Source organism: Bartonella sp. CL100XZDX, assembly GCF_042195375.1.
Lineage (GTDB): Bacteria > Pseudomonadota > Alphaproteobacteria > Rhizobiales > Rhizobiaceae > Bartonella.
This window is the reverse complement of sequence record NZ_JBHIOH010000030.1, coordinates 1-23,477: the sequence shown is the minus strand read 5'-3', so window position 1 is coordinate 23,477 and position 23,477 is coordinate 1. Positions and strand designations below refer to the sequence as shown.

The following is a 23,477-nucleotide window of genomic DNA, read 5'->3' as shown; positions in this document are numbered from 1 at the left end:
TAATAGTAATCGTCCTTTTATAAAACTCAATGATTTAATCCTCTAATCACTCGCTGTGCATAAGATGATGTTGAAAAATTAAATCGTGACTGTGAAGTTTGTGGCTTACCAAGATTATTTTGGATATAATCTTTAGCTCCTGCCAAATAAGCGTCATCATCTAATGTTTCAAGTGCTTCTATATCTGCTATCATCACTACTATTACTTCTTCAAGACGCTCTAAATCAAATTGAAGATAACCTTGATTTGTTTCAATCAATGCTTTATTCCGCGTCAACATTTCAAAAAGCAAGATCCCTGTACCAGCATCGAATGTCATATGCTGATCAGAATCTTTTGGATAACGGAACATGCGTTCTAATAAGACAAACTCAGTTATTTCTTTCCAAAATTTTGGATGACTTTGTAGTAAGGCGTGAACATCTTTGCTATAAAACTCAATATATTTAATTGCTTAATTAAGATAATACTTTAAAAAATTGTTTTACTATTATGATTGTATTGAATATATAAAAGGCAATCATCATTGTCTTGTTTGTAAAAGAAACATGAAATATAACTCTTAAATTAGAGTGGGGGGTGGTAAGGTCTTTTTTCTTCTTTGGAATCGTTAAGAAGGTCAGATTAAACCTTATTGAAGCTACAGAACTTAAAAAAACAGTCGTTTTTTTGAAAAGATCGGAGGTAAACAATATGCGTGAGATTTTGGATCGTTTTGATATACCATTGAATAAGAAGAGTTCTGTTCAAAAGATTCAAAATCTTTCATGCCAATCACACCCAAAACGGTTTTATAAGCAAGTGAAGATCGCTTGTGAGGAGGTCGGCTTTACGATTTTGTTGGATGAACGTCCCGTAAAAACGCCCGCAAGGCGTCATTTTCATGTGCCAACAGAAGTGTTTGCTGAATATGTTGCTCAGGAATTTGAGAACCAAAAGCACGTTGTTGATCCTGCAAAAATGCCGATGACGCGTTTGGTTAATACTGTTATTGATGGTATCGCTGATGATATGCAGGTGGTTTTTGAAGATTTATTGCGTTTCGTTGCATGTGATATGATCTTTTATCGTGCACAGACACCTAAAGAGTTGGTGCAAAAACAATCTGAGCAATGGGATCCTTTATTAGATTGGGCAGAAAAAAAACTGGGTGCAAGGTTTTATTTGACAGAAGGGCTGATGCATGTGGAACAATCACCAGAAGCACTTCAAGCTGTGAGTCATTATTTACGTAGCGTTGAGTCTGCTTATATGCTTGCTGCACTTCATATGATGACAACCTTAACGGGATCTGCTCTCATTGCTCTTGCTGTTGCTGCGGGAAACATTGATGCTGATCATGCTTGGTCTATTGCCCATTTAGATGAAGATTGGATGATGGAACAATGGGGAATAGATAAAGAAACAATGGTACGTCGTGCTCATAAAAAAGTTGAATTTAAGGCTGCTGCTACAATTGTTACAACTTGTTTATAGGGGAAAATCTTTTATTTACGTGCATTCTTTTCGCTCAGAGTATTTTTGTGACTTTTTGAGGATTGGTTTTTACTTTATCAAGTCCAGGAAATAGTTCATTGGTTATGGTTAAGAGCGCTTCGTCATTACCACGGATAAAATACCATTGGTTATCGTGAAGTAGGGCAATAATTTCAGTTTGAATAGAGCATTTTTTTCCAGCATTTGTTGTGGTTACAAGCTCCACGGGTATAACAAAATAAGGGGTACCATTATCAAGGGTACCTTCACGTTTTTGTTTTTGATCAATGTTGATCGTTTCAATCTTGTAACTTTCTGCCAACCGTTCTATTTGGCTTTTCATGATTTGTAGAAATTGTGATTGATTAAGATTTTTTTTGGCGGTTAAGCGGTTGATGACTTGGGGAGGAATAGCATTTAAGATGGCATTTGCATCGGCATTTTTAAGTGCTTTACTATAAGCAGATGTTGCTTTCTCAAGAGTTGTAAGTTTTTGGTTGGTTATTGTATGTGCTTTAGTTGTTGATGTGATAAAGACAATGCATAAAAGAACGGGAACGAGAAAACAAATTCGCGGCATTAGAAACCTTTGTTAATTCATTTGAAGAGATTCAACACATTATAAAGGAAAAGCGGATGAGCAAAAAGCCTCTTGCGCTTTTGCATGAGAAGAATATCCACAAAAATGGAGGCTTTTGCCTCCATTTTCAAAATCAAAAGAATGCGTATTGATTGTTTAAACAGAATAGTACATATCAAATTCAACAGGATGAGGTGTTGTTTCGTAGCGCAAGACTTCTTGCATCTTTACTTGAATGAAGGAATTAATCTGATCATCATCAAAAACGTCGCCAGCTTTAAGAAAGCCACGATCTTTGTCAAGTGCTTCAAGCGCTTCACGTAGACTTCCTGAAACGGTAGGGATTTCTTTGAGTTCTTTTAAGGGAAGATCATAAAGATCTTTATCCATAGCATGTCCGGGATGAATTTTGTTTTTGATGCCATCAAGACCAGCCATTAAAAGGGCTGCAAATGCCAAATAGGGATTTGCTGTTGGGTCTGGAAAACGAACTTCTACACGTTTTGAATTTGGTGAGGAGCTCATTGGAATACGGCAAGATGCAGAACGATTACGTGCTGAATAGGCAAGAAGAACAGGAGCTTCATAACCAGGAACCAAACGTTTATAGGAGTTTGTGGATGGGTTTGTAAAAGCATTGATTGCTTTTGCGTGCTTAATAACACCACCGATAAAAAACAGACAGGTTTCTGATAGTCCGGCATATTCATTTCCTGCAAAAATGGGTTTGCCATCTTTCCAAATGGAAATGTGGACATGCATTCCAGAGCCGTTATCACCAAAAACTGGTTTTGGCATGAAGGTTGCTGTTTTCCCATAACTATTTGCTATTTGATGTACAACATATTTAAAAATTTGCATCTTGTCAGCCTCGCGAACAAGTGTATCAAAACGAATACCCAATTCATGTTGGCCTGCTGCTACTTCGTGATGGTGTTTTTCGACCTGTACGCCCATATCCTTGAGTGCTGTGAGCATTTCAGAACGCATATCTTGGCAGGAATCAATTGGCGGAACAGGAAGGTAGCCTCCCTTTATTCGTGGGCGATGCCCTAGATTTCCTGTTTCATATTCCGTATCATCATTGGAGGGAAGTTCACTTGAATCGAGTTTAAACCCTGTGTTGTAAGGGTCCGTTTTATAGCGCACATCATCAAAGATAAAAAACTCTGCTTCTGGACCTACATTGATTGTATCTCCAATGCCTAAAGATTTCATATAAACCTCAGCTCTTTTGGCGATAGAACGAGGATCTCTACGATAAAATTCACCAGAGACAGGATCAAGTACATCACAAAATATGACCAAAGTAGATTGAGCAAAAAAAGGATCAATGTGTGCTGTTTCTGGATCTGGCATTAAAACCATGTCAGATTCATTAATTGTTTTCCAACCAGCAATTGAAGAACCATCAAACATGACACCATCACTAAAAGTATCTTCGCTAATCTCTGCGATATCCATTGTAATGTGATGCAATTTTCCTCGTGGATCAGTAAAACGTAAATCAACAAAACGGATTTCGTTGTCTGTAATCTGTTTGATAATATCTGATGCGGTTGTCATATTCAATTTCCTTAATGTGGCGTTGAGGTGGATAAAAAAGTGAATTTTCTCGTTATTTATTAAAGGGCATCGATACCGGTTTCGTCCGTGCCTATACGAATTGCATCATCAATGGAAAAGACAAATATTTTTCCATCTCCTATATGTTTGGTTTGAGCTGCTTTACGTATTGCATCAACAGTTTGTTCCAGTTTTTCATCGGACACAACAATTTCAATCTTTACTTTAGGTAGAAAGTCAACAACATATTTCGTACCACGATAAAGTTCTGTATGTTCCCTTTGACGACCAAAACCTTTCGCTTCTGTTACTGTAATACCATGTAACCCAATTTTTTGAAGCGCTTCTTTCACTTCATCAAGTTTGAAAGGTTTTATAATGGCTTCAATTTTTTTCATGCTGAAATTATCTCCAACGTTATTTTGTCTTTTTAGACTGCATCACATTATATTGACAACTGTAAGATGTCCAACAGATACTTTGTGCACAAAAAGTCGCAAATAATGACACTCTAAGCTCTTTTAGGAGAGTTTCTTTTGTAGAATACAGCCAAATACTGTTTTTTGGGAAAAAAACTTACAATTCTTTTACAAGAATTCAAATTATACAATAAAAGAGTTTTGTTTCTTTTTTTTAGATAACACATTTACTTATAAGGATAATTAGACATTTTCCACATTAAATGAGAAACTCTAATAGCGTAGGATTTTCTCATTTTAGATCTTTTTGTCGTCAATCAATCAAAACAATACCTTTATATATTATAAATAGTACGAGTGTGTGGGTAACAACATTTGAAAAAAGAAATAAAATGTTTTTTATGAAAGCTTTCGATAACTAAAGGCTTTACAATATTAGGGAGTAGGGGAGATAAATATTGGAAAAGAGTGTGATGTTGCTGATTATGCTTCTTCATAAACGTAAAAATGGTGGTGTACAATAAATGAGTTTATCATTATAGCATTCATAGCTGCTGTTGTGAAATGGGCTTGGGAGCATTGAGAAATGTTTCTTTAAAACAGATGTGTGAATTGGCAATGCAAATATATTCCGTTTGGGGCGTTTTGTCCCTTCGTGAGGAATATGATCCCATTAAGGAACGCGATGAATAAAAGCGTGAAGCAATGGCAATCTTCATTATAAGATATTGCCGCGGATTCCTTATGAAATCATAAAGATAAATTAAGAAGTGATGTAAAGATAGGAACTTATTTATACCCTTAAAACTTCGTACTTTTCCCAGTTTAGGCTGTCTGGTCGTTTCAGGTATAAACAAAACAGAGAATAAATATGCAATTATGCGCGCATTCTTATTTGGCAATACGACAACTGAAACAGCTTATAAAGCGCTAAATTGTTTTTAGTCTTTGCTTCAAACTTGTTGCATCACTGGAATTAGGAGTTGGTTTACAGGTAATAATAAAAGTACAGGCTTTGTTAATATGCTGTATTTTACAATAAAAAGCGTTTTTAAGAATTGGAATTATAGAGAGATGGGCGTAGTAAAACATCTTTTAGAAATTTTCCCGTATAGGAAGCGGGAACCTTAATGATGTCTTCAGGGCGTCCAATTGCAACAATTTCACCACCGCGATCTCCACCTTCTGGTCCTAAATCAATAATCCAGTCGGCTGTCTTTATAACATCAAGGTTATGTTCAATGACTATAACTGTGTTGCCTTGCTCGACTAGTTCGTGAAGCACTTCAAGAAGTTTGGAAATATCATGAAAATGTAAACCTGTTGTCGGTTCATCCAAAATATAGAGTGTACGTCCCGTTGTTTTACGAGAAAGTTCTTTCGCAAGTTTTACACGTTGTGCTTCCCCACCAGAAAGTGTGGTTGCTTGCTGTCCTACTTTTATGTAACCCAATCCTACTTTAATGAGAGTTTCCATTTTATTATGAATAGCGGGAATAGCTTGGAAAAATTCTTCTGCCTTTTCAATTGTCATATCCAAAATATCGGCTATAGACTGTCCTTTGAATTTTATTTCTAGTGTTTCTCGGTTATAGCGTTTTCCTTTACAGACATCGCAAGTAACATAGACATCAGGTAAAAAGTGCATTTCAATTTTGATGATTCCGTCGCCTTGGCATGCTTCGCACCGTCCTCCTTTAACATTAAATGAAAAACGCCCAGCTTTGTAACCGCGGGCTTTTGATTCTGGAAGATCAGCAAACCACTCACGAATCGGTGTAAAAGCACCTGTATAGGTTGCGGGATTAGAGCGTGGGGTGCGTCCAATAGGGGACTGGTTGATATCAATGACTTTATCAAGAAATTCTAATCCTTCAATTTTGTCATAGCTGGCAGGGCTGTGATGAGAGCCCATGATATGATGTGATGCTGCTTTGAAAAGCGTTTCAATAAGAAATGTTGATTTTCCTCCTCCAGAAACACCAGTTATGCATGTGAAGGTTCCAAGAGGAATATTCGCATTGATATTTTTGAGGTTATTGCCTTTGGCGCCAATGACTTTAAGTGTTTTCGTTTTTGATATTTTGCGTCGCTTTGTCGGCATTTTAACAGCCATTTTTCCTGAAAGGTATTGGCCTGTGAGAGAGGCTGAATTTTCTATAATTTCCTGCGGTGTCCCTTGCGCTATGATTTCTCCACCATGAACGCCCGCGGCAGGCCCCATATCAACAACATAGTCTGCTGTGAGAATAGCATCTTCATCATGTTCAACAACAATAACTGTATTGCCAAGATTGCGCAAATGACGCAGCATTTCCAAAAGGCGTTCATTATCGCGTTGGTGTAAACCGATAGATGGTTCATCTAAAATATAAAGAACACCTGTAAGACCAGAACCAATTTGGGATGCCAACCGAATGCGTTGGCTTTCTCCCCCTGAAAGCGTTCCTGAATTTCGAGACAAGGTAAGATATTCCAATCCTACATGATTTAAAAAAGCCAAGCGTTCACGAATTTCTTTTAAAATACGTACCGCGATATTACGTTGTTTTTCTGTGAGATATTGATGAACATTGGCAAACCAATCATCTGCCTTTAGAATAGAAAGATCTGATATTTGCCCAATATGCATTCCGTTTATTTTTACAGCAAGTGCCTCTGGTTTTAAACGATAACCGTGACAAGCTGGGCAGGGCGAAGAAGACATATAACGTTCGATTTCTTCTCGAGACCAAGCAGAATCGGTTTCTTTCCAGCGTCTCTCCATATTAGGGATGATTCCTTCAAAGGGTTGGGTCATTTTATGCGAACCAGAATTATTTTTATAGATAAAAGAAATTTCATCTCTTTTTGTACCGTAGAGAATAGCCTGTTGTGCTTCACTAGAGAGTTCACACCATTGATCTGTGAGTTTGAAACCGTAAGCTTTTCCTAATGCTTCTAAGGTTTGACTATAATAAAGTGAATCTGATTTAGCCCAAGGAGCAATGGCTCCATTCTTTAGGGTAAGGTTTTTATTTGGCACAATTTTTAGTGGATCCATTGCCTTTTTGATACCCAATCCATCGCAGAGAGGACAGGCCCCAAAAGGATTATTGAACGAAAAAAGGCGTGGTTCAATTTCAGGAATAGAGAAACCCGATACTGGGCAGGAAAACTTTTCTGAAAAAATGAGCTGTTTGTGTGTATCATTTTTTGATTTATGAGCAGATTCCTTTGTCGTTTCTTTTTGTGCTAAGGGTTGGTCTGCCATTTCAGCTATGGCAAGCCCATTTGCTAGCTGTAAACAGGTTTCTATACTATCAGCCAAGCGAGAGGTGATATCCTTCTGTACAACAATGCGGTCTACCACGACATCGATGTCGTGTTTATATTTTTTATCAAGAGGTGGAATATCAGCGATTTCATAGAATTTTCCATCAACTTTAGCGCGTTGAAATCCTCTTTTTAAAAGTTCTGTTAGCTCTTTTTTATATTCTCCCTTTCGTCCTCGCACTAAGGGTGCCATAATAAAAATTCGGGTTCCTTCTGGTAAGGACATAATTTGATCCACTATTTGACTTACTGTCTGGCTTTCAATAGGAAGTCCTGTTGCAGGAGAATGAGGAATACCAATACGTGCAAAGAGAAGACGCATGTAATCGTGGATTTCAGTAACGGTACCTACCGTTGAACGAGGGTTGCGACTGGTTGTTTTTTGTTCAATGGAGATAGCTGGAGAGAGACCGTCTATGCGGTCGACATCGGGTTTTTGCATGACTTCCAAAAATTGGCGTGCATAGGCTGAAAGGCTTTCGACATAGCGACGTTGTCCTTCAGCGTAAATTGTATCAAACGCTAAAGATGATTTCCCTGATCCAGAAAGTCCTGTTATAACAATGAGTTTGTCACGAGGCAGATCAAGATCAATATTTTTAAGGTTATGCTCACGTGCACCGCGAATGGAGATATATTTTTGATGAGTCATACTTTATCCTTGGTATATGTGGCAAAAATTGAGCACCTAAAATGGAATAAAACTGTTTTTTTAGAATTACAATGTGTTTAACTGCTTTAATGCAAAAGGAAGGTATAAGTTTTGTGAAAAAAATACAAATGAGCAGCTTTTTATTCTCTCGTGGTGGAATAAACTATGTGTTTTTATCATCTTTTGGTATAATTACACTCAATACAGTATTGAGAAAGGATAGCATACCCATATTGATGGTCAATTGCGACATGTAAATTGAAGGTCAAGATGGTTATAACTGTTATAGAACAGAGTACTTTACGAATTAAAATTTTGGAGTTTATACGATGGCTGGTAGCCTTAATAAAGTTATTTTGATTGGTAATCTTGGTGCCGATCCTGAAATCCGCCGTTTGAATTCTGGTGATCAAGTGGCAAATCTGCGTATTGCTACTTCAGAAAGTTGGCGCGATCGGAATACAAATGAGCGAAAAGAACGCACTGAGTGGCATAGTATTGTTATTTTTAATGAAAACCTTGTCAAAGTTGCAGAGCAATATTTAAAAAAAGGCAGCAAAATTTATATTGAGGGGCAGTTACAGACACGAAAATGGCAAGATCAAAATGGAAATGACCGTTATACAACAGAGATTGTTTTGCAAAAGTACCGTGGCGAATTACAAATGCTTGATGGGCGGGGAGCTGCGAGCGGGGAGCAAGGAGCAAGTCAAGGAGGGAGTTATAGTGGTGGCTTTGCCGATAGTCACTCAAATCAGAGAAATACTTTTGGTCAAAATAATAATCAATTGGGAGAAAGTTTTTCACACAAATTAGATGATGATGTCCCTTTTTAAGAGTCTTTAAATTGCAGTATTATGATCATTTTATGGTTTGCTTGTTTCAGATTTTTGAAGTTTAGCGAAGTGAAAATTGTTAATTATTATTGGTAATTTAAAATATAAATTAATAACATCTTGAAAAATATTGTTAAATTTCTTTTTTGTCATGGGAGAGAAATTAGCATTTTGGTGTATTTTTCGCTATAAATAAAGTGAAATGATTCTTTTTTGAAAGTTTTGAAATTGTGACCGATCTTACTCCACACCCAGAACGTGATGTGCTAACCGGTATTGAACCAATCAGTATTATTGATGAAATGCAACGCTCCTATCTCGATTATGCGATGAGCGTGATTGTTTCACGTGCACTCCCTGATGTCCGTGATGGTCTTAAGCCTGTTCATCGACGTATCCTTCATGCTATGAATGAGATGGGGCTTTCTTTTAATAAGTCGTATCGTAAATCTGCTGGTGTTGTTGGTGAGGTTATGGGGAAATTTCATCCCCATGGTGATGCTTCAATTTACGATGCATTAGTGCGTATGGCGCAGGACTTTTCTTTAAGAAATCCATTAATTGATGGTCAGGGAAATTTTGGTTCCGTTGATGGTGATCCACCTGCGGCCATGCGCTATACTGAGTGTCGTTTAGAAAAAGTTTCAGAAGAACTTTTAGCTGATATTGATAAAGATACTGTTGATTTTCAGGATAATTACGATGGGCGTGAGCGTGAACCGGTTGTCTTGCCAGCGCGTTTTCCCAATCTTTTGGTTAATGGGTCAGGGGGGATTGCTGTGGGAATGGCAACCAATATTCCTCCCCATAATCTTGGTGAAGTCGTTGATGGTTGTATCGCTTTGATTGATAATCCCGATATCACACTCGATAAAATAATTGAAATTATTCCTGGTCCGGATTTTCCTACAGGGGGCATTATCCTCGGACATTCTGGTGTTCGTGCAGCTTATGAAACAGGGCGTGGCTCAATCATTATGCGTGCTAAAGTTGAGATCGAAGAGATTCGCAGTGGTCGACAAGCAATTATTGTGAGTGAGATCCCTTATCAAGTTAATAAGGCAACGATGATTGAGAAAATGGCCGAATTGGTGCGCGATAAACGCATTGAAGGAATCTCTGATTTGCGTGACGAATCTGATCGTGATGGATATCGGGTCGTTATTGAGCTGAAGAAAGATGTTGTTGCGGAAGTTGTTTTAAACCAATTATATCGGTATACGCCGCTGCAAACTTCCTTTGGTTGTAATATGGTTGCTTTGAATGGGGGAAAACCCGAACAGATGACGTTGCTTGATATGCTTCGTGCATTTGTTTCTTTTCGGGAAGAAGTTGTCAGTCGGCGAACAAAATATCTTTTGCGTAAAGCGCGTGAGCGAGCACATGTTTTGGTTGGTCTTGCCCTTGCTGTTGCCAATATTGATGAAATTATAGCGCTTATTCGCAAAGCTCCTGATCCGCAGACAGCACGTGCACAGTTAATGGAGCGACGCTGGCCAGCGATGGATGTTGCGCCTTTGATTAAACTTATTGATGATCCTCGTCATATTATTCATGAGGATGGTACTTATAATCTCTCTGAAGAACAGGCGCGTGCTATTTTAGAATTGCGTTTGCAACGATTGACAGCCCTTGGGCGTGATGAAATTGCTGATGAATTGAATAAAATTGGCGTGGATATCGCTGACTATCTTGAGATCTTGGCATCACGCGTGCGGATTATGTGTATTGTTAAGGATGAGTTGAGTGCTCTTCGTGAGGAGTTTGCAACGCCGCGACGTACCGTATTTGGTTTTGGTAGCGCTGAGATGGAGAGTGAAGATCTGATCGCGCCAGAGGATATGGTGGTAACGGTAAGCCATAGTGGTTATATTAAGCGTGTGCCTCTTAATACCTATCGTGCACAGCGACGTGGTGGTAAGGGGCGTTCTGGTATGTCTACGAAGGATGAGGATTTTGTAACGCGGTTGTTTGTTGCCAATACGCATACTCCGGTTCTTTTCTTTTCATCACGTGGGATTGTTTATAAGGAAAAAGTTTGGCGACTGCCGCTGGGGACACCCCAATCGCGTGGGCGGGCTTTGATCAATATGCTTCCCTTACAACAAGGTGAGCGTATTACAACGATTATGCCTTTGCCTGAAGATGAAGCGAGCTGGAGTGCATTAGATATTATGTTTGCGACAACACGTGGAACTGTGCGTCGTAATAAATTATCAGATTTTGTTCAGGTTAATCGTAATGGTAAAATTGCGATGAAACTTGATGAAGAAGATGAAATTCTTTCTGTTGAAACCTGTACAGAACATGATGATGTTGTTCTAACAACAGCCAATGGACAATGTATCCGTTTTCCAGTTGTTGATGTTCGGGTCTTTGCTGGGCGTAATTCTGTGGGAGTTCGTGGTATCAATTTAGCTAAAGGCGATAAAGTCATTTCGATGACAATTTTAGAGCATGTCGAGGCGACGTCCATTGAGCGTTCTGCTTATATTAAACGTGTAATGAATGAACGGCGTGCTTCTGGTGCAGATGCTGATGTTGAAGATGTTATAACTCTTGATGAAGAAGATGGGGGTGCTGAAACAGAGTTAACAGATGAACGTTATGCAGAACTTCATGCACGTGAACAAATGCTTTTGACAGTGAGTGAATTTGGTTATGGTAAACGTTCTTCTTCCTATGAGTTCCGGATTTCGGGACGTGGCGGAAAGGGGATTCGCGCAACAGATCCATCTAAAACAGCTGAAATTGGTAAATTAGTAGCGGCTTTTCCGGTGAAGGCGCAAGATCAAATTATGTTGGTATCAGATGGGGGGCAGCTTATTCGTGTCCCTGTTGAGGGAATTCGTACTGCTGGGCGCTCAACTAAGGGAGTCACAATTTTTAATACAGCCAAAGGTGAAAGAGTCGTATCGGTTGAACGTATTTCTGAACCTGAAGATGATACGAGTTCATTAGATGATGAAGGTGAGAAGCATTCTGATACAGTTGATATGAGCGAAGAAAAATAATTTTTAAGAGGAAGGAGTAAAGTCATGAAAATTGCTCTTTACGCGGGTTCTTTTGATCCTCTTACAAATGGTCATCTTGATGTTTTGAAAGGGTGTTTTGTGTTAGCTGATAAGGTGGTCGTCGCTATAGGGATACAGGCTGACAAAAAAACACTTTTTAGCTTCGAAGAGCGTGTTGATTTCATTACGCAGGTCGGGAAAGACTTGTTTGGTGCAGATTCTAATCGATTGCAGGTTCTTTCATTTAGCAACCTTCTCATTGAGAAGGCGCGTGAAGTTGGTGCTTCATTTCTCATTCGTGGATTGCGTGATGGTACTGATCTTGATTATGAAATGCAAATGGCCGGGATGAATGGCGTTATGGCTCCTGAATTGCAAACTGTTTTTTTGCCGGCAAGTGTTTCTGGGCGTGCGATAACTTCTACATTGGTACGCCAAATTGCCTCTATGGGAGGTGATGTAACACCATTTGTACCGCCCAATGTTGCACAAGCTTTGAGCTCGAAATTCCAATCTTTTAGGGGAGAATAATTGTGTCTCGTAGAACTTTTGCTGTTTTGATATGTGTGTTTTGTTTTTTTTCATTGTCCGCTGTCGCTGGTAATCCTAGACCAGCAAGCGATGCAAGCCTTCTTGTTTTATCTCTCAAAGATGGTGATGTCATTATTCGTCTGCGTCCTGATTTGGCGCCAAAACATGTTGCGCAAATCAAAAGATTAACAGAGGAGGGGGCCTATAATAATGTTGTGTTTCATCGCGTTATTCCTAATTTCATGGCACAAACTGGTGATGTAGAATTTGGAAAAAAAGGCAGTAGAGATTTTGATTTGAAACGCGTTGGTATGGGTGGCTCAAATTATCCCAATATACCGGCAGAGTTTTCAAAGCAGCCGTTTAAGCGTGGTACAGTTGGGATGGCACGGTCACAAAATCCGGATTCCGCGAATTCTCAATTTTTCATTTGTTTTGATGATGCTGCTTTTTTAAACGGTCAGTATACGGTTGTTGGAGAGGTTATAAAGGGGATGGATGTTGTTGATAAAATAAAAAAAGGTACGACAAGTAATAATGGATCTGTAAAAAATCCTGATGTTATTAATGCTGCTACTTTACAAGTTGAGAAATGAATCAAGGGAGCTTTCCATATGGCAGAGAATAAAAATCCAGAAAATACTTTAATTCTTGAAACAACAAAGGGCAGAGTTGTTATTGAGCTTTTTGCTGATTTAGCACCTTGCCATGTTGCACGTATTAAAGAATTGGTACGTGAAGGTGCTTATGATAATGTTATTTTCCATCGCGTTATTGATGGTTTTATGGCGCAAACAGGGGATGTGCAATTTGGAAAGAAGGATAGTGAAAAATTCAATTTATCACGTGCGGGTATGGGGGGGGCAGAAAAACCAAATTTAACAGCAGAGTTTTCAAATCTTTCTCATAAGCGTGGTACAGTTTCTATGGCACGGAGTCAGAATCCAAATTCTGCTAACTCTCAGTTTTTTATTTGTTTTGCAGATGCTCCGTGGCTTGATCGTCAATATTCCATATGGGGGCAGGTTGTTGAAGGTATGGAAAATGTTGATAAAATTAAACGTGGTGAACCTGTTTCAGATCCAGATTCAATTACCAAAGCCATTATTGCTGCGGATGCAAAATAGTATAAACTATACTGATTTTAATTGTAAGTTTCTAAGAAAAAATACTCTTTTCTGATCAATAAAGGCACACAAAACTCTTTTGTAGTATCACGCTTACCTTTTATAATTTCGAGCTAAGCATTGTCCATATATTTCCTTCAATCGGATCTTCCTTAAGAATATAACGCAAAGGATTTGTACAAACACTTGTCAGAATAAGAAAACGCAAAGTCTGTTGTATTATGGTTGTTGTTTGGCAAAGTGTTTTATAAAAAATTTGGCAGTTCTCTTCCATCCATTGCTGGTCTTAATAGTTTTATGATGTTACTTTCCTGAGAGAGCGTGTGCTTTTGTTTCTGCTTGTAAATCAACATCCAATCCTAATGCAGAAGCATGTTTGAAACACATATTAAGACGGATAAGAGCTTTACTCGCTCATCCAGTTTTCTTAGCAAGGTGGAAAACCAGCATTTATATATATATATATATTGGCGTAATCTTTAAAATAAGAAGACAGTTTAATCTTAGAAGAATATAATAAAGGCGCAGAAGTGAAATAAATGGCTAGTCTTGCCATCTCCTTTTTAATTCAACTTTACTTTTTTAAGTATCTAACGCAATATCTTTTAAATAATGAAGATTATGTATGGACTTACGCTTTTATTTTTCTCGTTTTTTTATAGAGGAACGCTCCAAACGGAATACACTTGTGTTGCATATTTACGTGTTTTTTTAAGAAGCATTTCTCAGTACATATCAACATTCACTTCCACGATGACATTCATGGCATGTATAGTTTTAAAGCTATAAATAGTATAAAATATTATGCACCACCATCTTTAAAGCTTGTGAAGGAGCAAACGGGTACCATCATACGCTTTTTCAGCCTCTAATGTTACGATAGAGCTTTTGGTATTTGAGAATCTTTACAAAAAGCATTTTTAGTTTTTTAAAGTATTTTTATTTACACGTTAATTTCTTTTGTGAATTATCTCCAATGCCAAGAGCTATCTCAATATTGTGAGTGGATAAATGATTATGTTCATTTGCACTTTTATTAAGCGTGAGGATCGCTGTGCCCAGTAGATGAAAAATTTTTATCTGTAAAAGTTAAAGAATATTGTGAGCTGTACAATGCGTTCAAAATTTTCTTTTATGGGTACAAAGTTACTGCTTATGGAAGTATGTGAAGATGAAATTATTGTGATAATAATTTTGCAGTTCTGTTAAGGATAAGCGTAGGTATTTTGAGGTATGATATTATAAGGATTTTACTATTTTTCTAGAGTTAGATTATCACTTTTATTATGGTGATTTCTTAACAAGAAATGTTCTTTTATCTCGTTTAATTTTTGATGCTGGTTACAATATTGAGCGAATCAAAAATTAATTCATAAAGCTTATGACAATGCGCGTAAGGGGATATCTTTTTTCTTTCTATAGAGATATGCATTGATGGAATCAAAAAGACGAGAGTTATGATAAAGACATTTCATTATAGAAAAATTGCTCAAGATGGGTATGCACGTCGAGGAGAAATTATAACGGGGCGAGGATGTGTTCGTACACCCGCATTTATGCCTGTTGGGACGGCAGGAACTGTTAAGGCTATGTATATGGATCAAATTCGTGATCTTGGTGCAGATATCATTTTGGGGAATACTTATCATTTAATGTTACGTCCAGGAGCTGAACGTGTTGCGCGTTTGGGAGGATTACATGAATTTTCACGCTGGAGCGGACCTATTTTAACCGATTCTGGTGGCTTTCAGGTTATGTCATTGGCGGGAATCCGTAAAATTACTGAACAAGGTGTGATTTTTCGCTCTTACATTAATGGAGCTTACTATGAAATGAGTCCAGAGCGTTCTATCGAAATTCAAGGACTTCTTGGTGCGGATATCCAGATGCAGTTGGATCAATGTATTGCATTACCAGCAACTGAAAAAGAAATGGAAGAAGCTATGGAACTTTCATTGCGGTGGGCGCTGCGTTGTAAAACAGCTTTTGGAGATCAGCCAGATAAAGCATTGTTTGGGATTGTTCAAGGTGGTGATAATATGAAACTGCGTGAACGTTCTGCTCAAGCATTAAAAGAAATGGATTTAAAAGGTTACGCTATTGGAGGGCTTGCTGTTGGTGAGCCGCAGAGTGTTATGACAGCAGTATTGGATACTACTTGTCCGATTTTACCAGAGGATAAACCACGCTACCTTATGGGAGTAGGGACACCTGATGATATTTTACAAAGTGTTGCACGTGGTGTTGATATGTTTGATTGTGTTATGCCAACGCGTGCAGGACGTCATGGTTTAGCTTTTACCCGCTTTGGTAGAATTAATTTGCGTAATGCGCGTTATGCAGAAGATCCACATCCTCTTGATCCACAGTCACTTTGTCCAGCAGCACATGATTATAGTTGTGCTTATTTGCATCATTTGATCAAATCTGGTGAATCTCTTGGGGGGATGTTGTTGACTTGGAATAATCTTTTTTATTATCAACAACTTATGCAGGGAATTCGTGATGCCATTGAGGAAGGCTGTTATGCTGATTTTTGCGCTGAAACGCGTGCTCTATGGGCACAAGGACGCTAAAATATTAATCGTAATATAGCGCCGCATTTTTTTATTGAATTTATTCTCGCACTTACAAATTTAGTTAAAAATATGAAATCAGAAACATCTTCCAAAATTATAAAATTTCACTATCTTAAAATATAACAGTGCGGTTTTATAAGGGCACATATTCTGTTTCTAATTACTATATAAAAACAGAAACTGTTACTCCGGTACGCGCTACCTGATCCGGAGAAAAACAGTTTTTCTGTTTCTGATGACTGTTTACAGCAACAATGTTAATGAGGCGTTAGCGAACTCTTAAAGAAGTATGAAAATTGTATTTTTATGAGATATTTTGTGTTTTTTATTATTAAAGGTAAAGAATGGATTATATACAATCGAACAGATAAATTTTTAGAAAATTAAAATAAAACTAAAATAATATTACATATTTAAAATGTTATAATTTTATATTGTTATTATTTTTATATATTAATATAAATATTATTTACAGAGATTTATATAATATTATTAATATTGTAAAACTAAAAATCTATAGTTTTAATGTAATAAAAATTAAATATTAATCACAATAATTATCATATATTATAAAATATCAATATATATATTGAAACAAAACTTATTATATTTGTTTTCTGCTTTGTTTATAGAATTTATCTGAAAATAATCATAATATATTTACGTGAATATTTTAATTTATAGATAGTGAGTTAGATATCTGATGCGATTCCTCTGTGAGGGAGGGGGAAAGATGCCTAAAAGAGGATATTTAATAAATCTAGAAACCAAGCACTATTATCATGAGAATTTTTAAAAGACTCTATAATAATTTATAAGAATGGCCTAAAGTTGAAATTATAGCTTATCGATTTGGGGGATCTGCATTTAGGTAGCAAAAATAAAGCAACAATAATTGGGGGAGAAGTTTTATCTTTGTATCAAGATAATGATGAGATATTGTTCACTTGTTTGAAATGCATTATTCAGCAAATTTTAGAATTATTTATAGGGTATAGTATATCGTTGTAAAATAAAGTTTTCACTGTAAAATTTCAACGGCTGAAAAGAGGAGACAAAGTTTATTATCTGGTAGATCTGATAGAAATAGGTGAATACGTCTATGATCTTGAGGTTTTCAAAGATTTTCCATTAAAGAATCTTACTTAAAACTTCATAAAATGCTTTATATATAAAAATATTTCTAAAACTTTATTGGGGACTATTGGGCATGCGTATAACAATGTTTTGAATTTTTGTTTGTGTGTATTACAGATATTTACAGTTAAAACTCCTATCCAGAAGTGATGATATGAGGGATTCTTATCAACAAAAGGTTCTTGCATTGGGAATTGATTCGAGAATACGACGTTTAATAATTTTAGCTCTTGCCGTGGGCAGTTTTGCTATTGGTACTGCAGAGTTTGTTGCAATGGGGCTACTGCCAGAGATGGCACGAAGTTCCTATGTTGATATTCCTACCGCTGGTCAATATATTTCTGCTTATGCATTAGGAGTTGTGATTGGAGCACCTCTTTTAGCTGTGGCAACAGCTCAGGTATCACGCAAAACTGTTTTGATAGGCTTGATGCTTTTTTATGCCTTAGCAAATATTGCTAGTGCCTTTGTTTCTGATTTTAGCATATTAGTAGTATTACGCTTTCTCAGTGGACTTCCCCATGGAATCTATTTTGGACTTGCGGCTATGGTTGCCTCTTCAATGGTAGAAATGAAAGAGCGTTCTAAAGCTGTTGGATATGTTATGCTTGGCTTAACAATTGCAACCGTTTTGGGAGCACCCAGTGCTACTTGGATTGGTCAACTTATTGGTTGGCAGATTGCTTTTGTCCTTGTGGGGATGATCGCTTTATTATGTTGTTTGCTTATTTGGAATTTTTTTCCTTGTGATTCAAGTTTTCCAAAAACGAATCCTTTGCAAGAAATGGGTGCATTAAAGCAAAAGCAGGTGTGGCTTCTTTTGTTGATGGTGTCGGTGGGAGCGTCAGGATTATTTTCTGTTTTCACTTATATCAAGCCAACATTAATGCATATTTCTGGTGTTTCACTTGAGTTGGTACCATTTATTATGCCGTTAGTTGGATTGGGAATGGTGATAGGAAATCTCTTGGGGCCTAAATTAGCTGTTAAAATTGGTATTTCGCCGATGATATTTTTTTCTATGCTTTGGAGCGTATTTGTTTTTTTTATTTTTTTCTTTTTATCCTATGCTCCGTTAACAGCGGCAATAGGATGCTTTTTTGTTGGAACTTCTTTTGCTGCTATGCCTTCTATACAAACAAAAATTATGGATGTTGCACTACAGGGACAGATTTTGGCAGGAGCATTAATGCAGTCTGCTTTTAATATTGCCAACGCTCTTGGTGCAGAATCTGGAGCATTAGTTTTAAAATTGGGCTATAGTTATGAATATACAGCTGTTTTAGGAAGTGTTCTAACTTTGTGTGGATTAATGGTTTTTTGCGTCTCATGGTATATGGAGAAGCATGCTTAATGTTTTTCATTTTTAAAATGAAAAAGGTATTTTTATGTTTATTTAATTATTGGAATGTCCTGTTGGATTTTTTAACATGCAGTAAGAGATGCGCAGCGCTAATGGAATAGCAAAACAAAATAAAAAACCAATGAGCACTACAAGAAGAGTTTTTGCTGCTAAGATCATTCCTATTGTTCCTCCAGGATTAAAGAGTCCGGCAAGATTGGTGATAACTCCGGCTAGAGTTGCACTCAATGCAGCTGAAAATAGTTGTACGGAGGTAAGGGATTCACTGGCACGGAGAGCATCTTCATCATTTGTACATTGTAAAATTCGTGTGAGCAAATGTGGCCATGCTATGCCTGCACTGATTCCAATAGAAAATAGTGCTAAGCAAATAATAAAAATATATTCAAGCGTGGAAACTTCTGTTGGTATGAGCCATAAAAGAATCGCTATGCCTAACAGTTTTAATAGGGGCGAGTATATAATGATGTTGCGAATTTTTTTTGTGGAGACAGCAGCACTTGAGAGGGCTCCACACGTCCACCCTAGGCTCATAAGTGTTGCTATATAACCGGCTATAAGTGGAGCTTGTCCATGAAGTTCTTGAAGAAAAAGTGGTAAATAAAGTTCTATACTGTACACGACTGTTGTCATAACGAGTATTAATGCGTAAACAGGAAAAATTTCAGAAGAGAAAGAAAAGGATTTGCGCGGCAACATAGGATGAAAGCTATATGATTCGATTTTTGCTAAAACAAAGAGAAGACTAAGTCCGATAACTAATCCGCAAATTTTTGCCATTGTTGTGTCCATAGCTCCTCCAACAGAGATGATAAAAATCAATAAGGTGAGTGTGAGAAGCTGGAGAAGAGGGAGGGGGGATGTTGGAACATAGTTTTCATTCTTTTTGGGTAAAATTTTAAAGGCTATGAGTGAGAAGAATATAGCTAATGCGCCAATGATCCAAAAGGATGCTCTCCATAGGCCATAATATACAGAAATTCCTCCGATTGCTGGTCCTAACAAGGTTGATATTCCCCACATTCCAGAGATAACACTTAATGCGTGTGACCATAAAGATGGGCTGAAAACAATACGTACCATGGAATAGGATAGAGATAACAAAGAACCACTTCCCAATCCTTGAATAAAGCGTCCTATTAAAAATAATGGCATAGATGAAGAAATGCTGCACAGGAAAGTGCCTAGGGTAAAGATAAGACCAGAGATAACATAAGCGTTGCGAGGACCTAATTTCCCTAATATTTTTGTTGCAAGTGAAGTACCAAGGAGTGAAGCTGTAATAAAGACAGTCGCCACCCAAGAATAATATTCATTGCCAATATGATTTATAAGGGAAGGTAAAATAGTAATAACAATATAAACATTGGTAGCGTGTAATATAACACCACCTGTAAACGTTAAAAAGCAAAGACCATTTTTACCCAATAAAAGCTCAGACCAGCTCTGTTGTTTCACTGTTTTTTGCTATTTAATAAAAATTTATCCTCTTTTTACTTATAAGGTACTTCTTTGAATTTGCCAAGAGAAATTCAAAGCTCTGTTTAGAGCTTTGAATTTTAATTTAATTAATAACTTAATTGCCCATTGCTTTTTTGAGATTCTCATCAATTTTATCGAGGAAACCTGTTGTAGAAAGCCATTTTTGTTTAGGCCCAATCAAAAGTGCGAGATCTTTAGTCATAAAACCTTCTTCGACGGTTTTAATACAAACTTCTTCCAATGTCGTGGAAAAGTTTTTTAATTTCTCATTGTTATCTAGTTTAGCACGGTGCGCCAGTCCACGTGTCCATGCGAAAATAGATGCAATAGAATTTGTTGATGTTTCTTCGCCTCTTTGATGCTGACGGTAATGGCGTGTTACGGTGCCGTGTGCAGCCTCTGCTTCAACAATTTTACCATCAGGTGTCATGAGAACAGAAGTCATGAGACCAAGAGAACCAAAGCCTTGGGCAACAATATCAGATTGGACATCACCATCATAGTTTTTACATGCCCATACGTATCCACCTGACCACTTTAATGCAGAAGCAACCATATCATCAATAAGACGGTGTTCGTAATATAATTTACGGTTTTCAAATTCAGTTTTAAATTCCATATCGAATATTTCTTGAAAGATATCTTTAAAACGACCATCGTAAGCTTTTAGAATGGTATTTTTTGTTGAAAGATAAACTGGAACATTCCGTTGTAGTCCATAATTAAAGGATGCGCGGGCAAAATCACGAATTGACTCATCAAGGTTATACATAGCCATGGCAACCCCTGCGCTTGGAGCATCAAAAACATCATGTTCAATAACTTGATTGTCATCACCTACAAATTTAATACTTAATTTCCCTTTTCCTGGAAATTTAAAATCTGTTGCCTTGTATTGATCGCCAAAAGCGTGACGTCCTATAATAATTGGCTTTGTCCAGTTAGGAATAAGGCGAGGGACATTTTTACAGATAATGGGTTCGCGAAAAATGACTCCTCCTAAAATATTGCGGATTGTACCATTAGGTGATTTCCACATTTTTTTTAGGTTAAATTCTTTAACGCGTGCCTCATCAGGTGTGATGGTTGCGCATTTTATACCAACCCCATATTCTTTTATAGCATTGGCAGAATCGATTGTTACTTGATCATTGGTTGCATCACGATTTTCGACGGAAAGATCATAATATTTTAGATCAATGTCGAGGTAGGGATGGATTAATTTATCTTTGATATATTTCCAGATGATGCGGGTCATCTCATCCCCATCAAGTTCAACAACGGGGTTTTCTACTTTGATCTTTACCATTAGAAATCCTTTTTCTTTTAAGCGATACTACTTATATAACACTTTCAACTTTATAATGAAAAGTAAAAACAAGGGAAAAAAGCATTCAAATATGAGCTTTTAGAATATATTATCAATAGAGTGTAAAATTTTGTTGGAGGGTTTAATCCTTGAAAAGAAGTGATGTGTTTATAAATCTATAAGTATTCTATGATTGATGAAGAATCTGTTTAATAGATAAGGTAGTTAGATCACCGAGGGACGGGGATTATGCGTTTTTATTATCAGAGATTCCATTTAATAATTTGATCGTATTCTGAATTATAGTTTCTTGATTTGTTGTGTGAGGTGAATAAGCATCTATTTTTTATATTGCTATTTCAACTCTAAGATTACGGTTTGTTTATTTATAAAAAGTTTAATGTGATAACAAAGGCACTGTAATTAGAAATGCTTCATATAAAATGCGTTTGGGATAAACTTCAGTTTTGAAGGTTGGAAAAAACGTATAAATGATGCGGCTGGTTTAATTTAAAAATTAACAGCATACGCAAGAATATGACTTATAAAATTACCGTATCGCGAGCTAGAATACTCTAATTCTTATATTTTATAGATTCTTATTGTTATAACTGTGCGCAGTAAAGCACTATCCTCGAAATGCAACAAAGAAATTAATCACCTAATGATTCTTGTATCCTTTTTACAAAGAGATTCCTTTTAATTTACGAAGAAATTCCTTTTAAAATCTTGTTCTCTCGTTTTTATTTATGCATCCCTCATTTTTAAAAACACAAATAAAATGAATATATTACACATAGAAAAAAGGAGGNAATGAATATATTACACATAGAAAAAAGGAGGATGGTACGCCCAAGGGGCGGGTATAGAGTAAATAAAATCAAAGAATTATATAGAATATAAGGGAATTAATGAATTTTGATTCTATTACGTTTTTTTGTCTCTGCCCCTAACTTTTTTGGAGCTTTTTTATAGCTTCAAGAGCTAGTCTTTTACGATCTGCACTCTTTGTATAAAGGGATGCCATCTGATCTTCTGTCCAGCCAAAAATTGCTTTCAATTGTGATACTGTTGCTCCAGAATTAGCTGCACGTGTTGCGGCTAATTTTCTTAATCCATGCGCCGATTTTTTAATTCCAGCCGCATTACAAGCGTCTCTAAATCCATTCCCAAAGCTTTCTTTGGTGAATTTTTGATTCACTTTACTACAGATAAATGTTTCTTCTCCAATAGGACCAGTTTCAAGCGTTTTAGCTAATTCCGGTAAAATGGGAAGAAAAACATCTGTTTGGAATTTACTTTTCTCTGTTTTGAGATGAATAATATTGTCTTTGACATCTTTCCAGCCAATGCGTACCGCATCACCACGACGCAAGCCCGTATATAAAAGAACATCAATCCAGACACGTTCATGGGTACCATGATGCCATCTTTGATAATATTTTTCGACATCTTCTTCTGTCCAAACAGGAAATCCCTCTTTGTTTTTGAGGGGGGGTCTTTTTATTCCTAAAGCTGGATTATTTTCCAAAAGACCTTGATCAATCGCCCAATTAAAAAGTCCATTAAGGGCTTTCAGAAAATTTCTAGCCATTGCTGGTGTTTCTTTACGCCGTTCAACACCGGCTATGATATGTTTCTTTTCAATTGCTTGGTATGGAATGTTTCCTATAGTATCACATACCTTCATAAGGATGAGTTCTTTTTGTTTTTTTGTAGCTTTAGTGTAACTATGCCAATTAGAGCTGTTAAAGTATTGTTTAAGCAGCCATGCAAATGATCCTTCAACAAGTTTACCAGTTTTTGATTTAGGAAGTATAAGCCCTTGTAATTCGGCAAGTGCGCTTTTGTAGTTATCAACAAACTCTTGCGTTCCATAGGTTCCGCGGATTCTAATACGTGGTCCATGACCAATACGTACATACCATACAATTTTGCCATGTTGAGTAATTTGTTTAACGAGATGAGGAGGACGTGGTTTTGGCATGGTATTTTAGATCTTAGAGAGTGCGGTTTCGTAATATTCATTCTTTGACAAATCTAAAAGTTTGTCTGGGTGGCTAACTGAATTTGGTATTGGGATATCGGAT

At 37.0% G+C, this 23,477-nt stretch carries 15 protein-coding genes and 1 pseudogene; 8 read left to right on the top strand and 8 right to left on the bottom strand.

The window, feature by feature from the left end:
• Positions 1-26: 26 nt before the first annotated feature.
• Complete coding sequence (locus ACFILU_RS02800) at positions 27-353, bottom strand: hypothetical protein (RefSeq protein ID WP_375674658.1); 327 nt, start codon at positions 351-353, stop codon at positions 27-29.
• Positions 354-694: 341 nt separating this feature from the next.
• Between ACFILU_RS02800 and ACFILU_RS02795 the strand changes: the two genes are divergently transcribed.
• Positions 695-1,477 carry an ATP12 family chaperone protein gene (locus ACFILU_RS02795; protein WP_273791495.1) on the top strand — a complete coding sequence of 261 codons (783 nt, stop codon included), beginning with the start codon at positions 695-697 and terminating at the stop codon, positions 1,475-1,477.
• Between the two features lie 34 nt (positions 1,478-1,511).
• Here the strand turns inward: ACFILU_RS02795 and ACFILU_RS02790 are convergent, their stop codons facing one another.
• The 4 genes from ACFILU_RS02790 to uvrA all read right to left on the bottom strand — a co-directional run bounded on the left by ACFILU_RS02790 (position 1,512) and on the right by uvrA (position 8,009).
• Positions 1,512-2,057, bottom strand: a complete 546-nt coding sequence (locus ACFILU_RS02790; protein WP_375621407.1) for a hypothetical protein — start codon at positions 2,055-2,057, stop codon at positions 1,512-1,514.
• Positions 2,058-2,213: 156 nt separating this feature from the next.
• A complete protein-coding gene (glnA, locus tag ACFILU_RS02785; RefSeq protein WP_273791493.1) occupies positions 2,214-3,623 on the bottom strand; it encodes a type I glutamate--ammonia ligase in 1,410 nt (469 codons plus the stop codon).
• 59 nt (positions 3,624-3,682) lie between these two features.
• A complete protein-coding gene (locus ACFILU_RS02780) occupies positions 3,683-4,021 on the bottom strand; it encodes a P-II family nitrogen regulator (protein ID WP_015856528.1) in 339 nt (112 codons plus the stop codon).
• 1,072 nt (positions 4,022-5,093) lie between these two features.
• Positions 5,094-8,009 (bottom strand): excinuclease ABC subunit UvrA, encoded by a 2,916-nt coding sequence (gene uvrA / locus ACFILU_RS02775; protein ID WP_375674656.1) that lies wholly within the window; start codon positions 8,007-8,009, stop codon positions 5,094-5,096.
• Between the two features lie 329 nt (positions 8,010-8,338).
• On the opposite strand from uvrA, the gene ssb reads away from it, so the two are divergent.
• The 7 genes and pseudogenes from ssb (at position 8,339) to ACFILU_RS02740 (ending at position 18,587) form a co-directional block, all read left to right on the top strand.
• Positions 8,339-8,845 (top strand): single-stranded DNA-binding protein, encoded by a 507-nt coding sequence (gene ssb / locus ACFILU_RS02770; protein WP_273791491.1) that lies wholly within the window; start codon positions 8,339-8,341, stop codon positions 8,843-8,845.
• Between the two features lie 230 nt (positions 8,846-9,075).
• The gene (gene gyrA / locus ACFILU_RS02765) at positions 9,076-11,859 is read left to right on the top strand and encodes a DNA gyrase subunit A (RefSeq protein ID WP_273791490.1); all 2,784 of its coding nucleotides are present in this window, start codon (positions 9,076-9,078) and stop codon (positions 11,857-11,859) included.
• Between the two features lie 24 nt (positions 11,860-11,883).
• Positions 11,884-12,403 (top strand): annotated as a pseudogene (gene coaD, locus ACFILU_RS02760) (pantetheine-phosphate adenylyltransferase).
• Positions 12,393-12,986 carry a peptidylprolyl isomerase gene (locus tag ACFILU_RS02755; RefSeq protein WP_375674655.1) on the top strand — a complete coding sequence of 198 codons (594 nt, stop codon included), beginning with the start codon at positions 12,393-12,395 and terminating at the stop codon, positions 12,984-12,986. The pseudogene coaD and the gene ACFILU_RS02755 overlap by 11 nt, the downstream one beginning before the upstream one ends.
• An 18-nt stretch (positions 12,987-13,004) precedes the next feature.
• Positions 13,005-13,517: a peptidylprolyl isomerase gene (locus tag ACFILU_RS02750; protein WP_273791487.1), complete on the top strand. Its 513-nt coding sequence runs from the start codon at positions 13,005-13,007 to the stop codon at positions 13,515-13,517.
• Positions 13,518-14,974: 1,457 nt separating this feature from the next.
• Positions 14,975-16,093 carry a tRNA guanosine(34) transglycosylase Tgt gene (gene tgt, locus ACFILU_RS02745; protein WP_273791486.1) on the top strand — a complete coding sequence of 373 codons (1,119 nt, stop codon included), beginning with the start codon at positions 14,975-14,977 and terminating at the stop codon, positions 16,091-16,093.
• A 1,294-nt stretch (positions 16,094-17,387) separates the two neighbouring features.
• Positions 17,388-18,587 (top strand): MFS transporter, encoded by a 1,200-nt coding sequence (locus ACFILU_RS02740; RefSeq protein ID WP_375674653.1) that lies wholly within the window; start codon positions 17,388-17,390, stop codon positions 18,585-18,587.
• Between the two features lie 42 nt (positions 18,588-18,629).
• On the opposite strand, the gene ACFILU_RS02735 is transcribed toward ACFILU_RS02740, so the two are convergent.
• The 3 genes from ACFILU_RS02735 to ACFILU_RS02725 form a co-directional block, all read right to left on the bottom strand.
• Entirely contained in the window at positions 18,630-20,054 is a 1,425-nt protein-coding gene (locus tag ACFILU_RS02735; RefSeq protein WP_375631314.1) for an MFS transporter, read from the bottom strand.
• A gap of 118 nt (positions 20,055-20,172) precedes the next feature.
• On the bottom strand, positions 20,173-21,387 hold the full coding sequence (locus ACFILU_RS02730; RefSeq protein WP_375631315.1) for an NADP-dependent isocitrate dehydrogenase: 1,215 nt from the start codon (positions 21,385-21,387) through the stop codon (positions 20,173-20,175).
• Between the two features lie 949 nt (positions 21,388-22,336).
• The gene (locus ACFILU_RS02725; protein WP_375674652.1) at positions 22,337-23,374 is read right to left on the bottom strand and encodes a tyrosine-type recombinase/integrase; all 1,038 of its coding nucleotides are present in this window, start codon (positions 23,372-23,374) and stop codon (positions 22,337-22,339) included.
• Between the last annotated feature and the right edge of the window lie 103 nt (positions 23,375-23,477).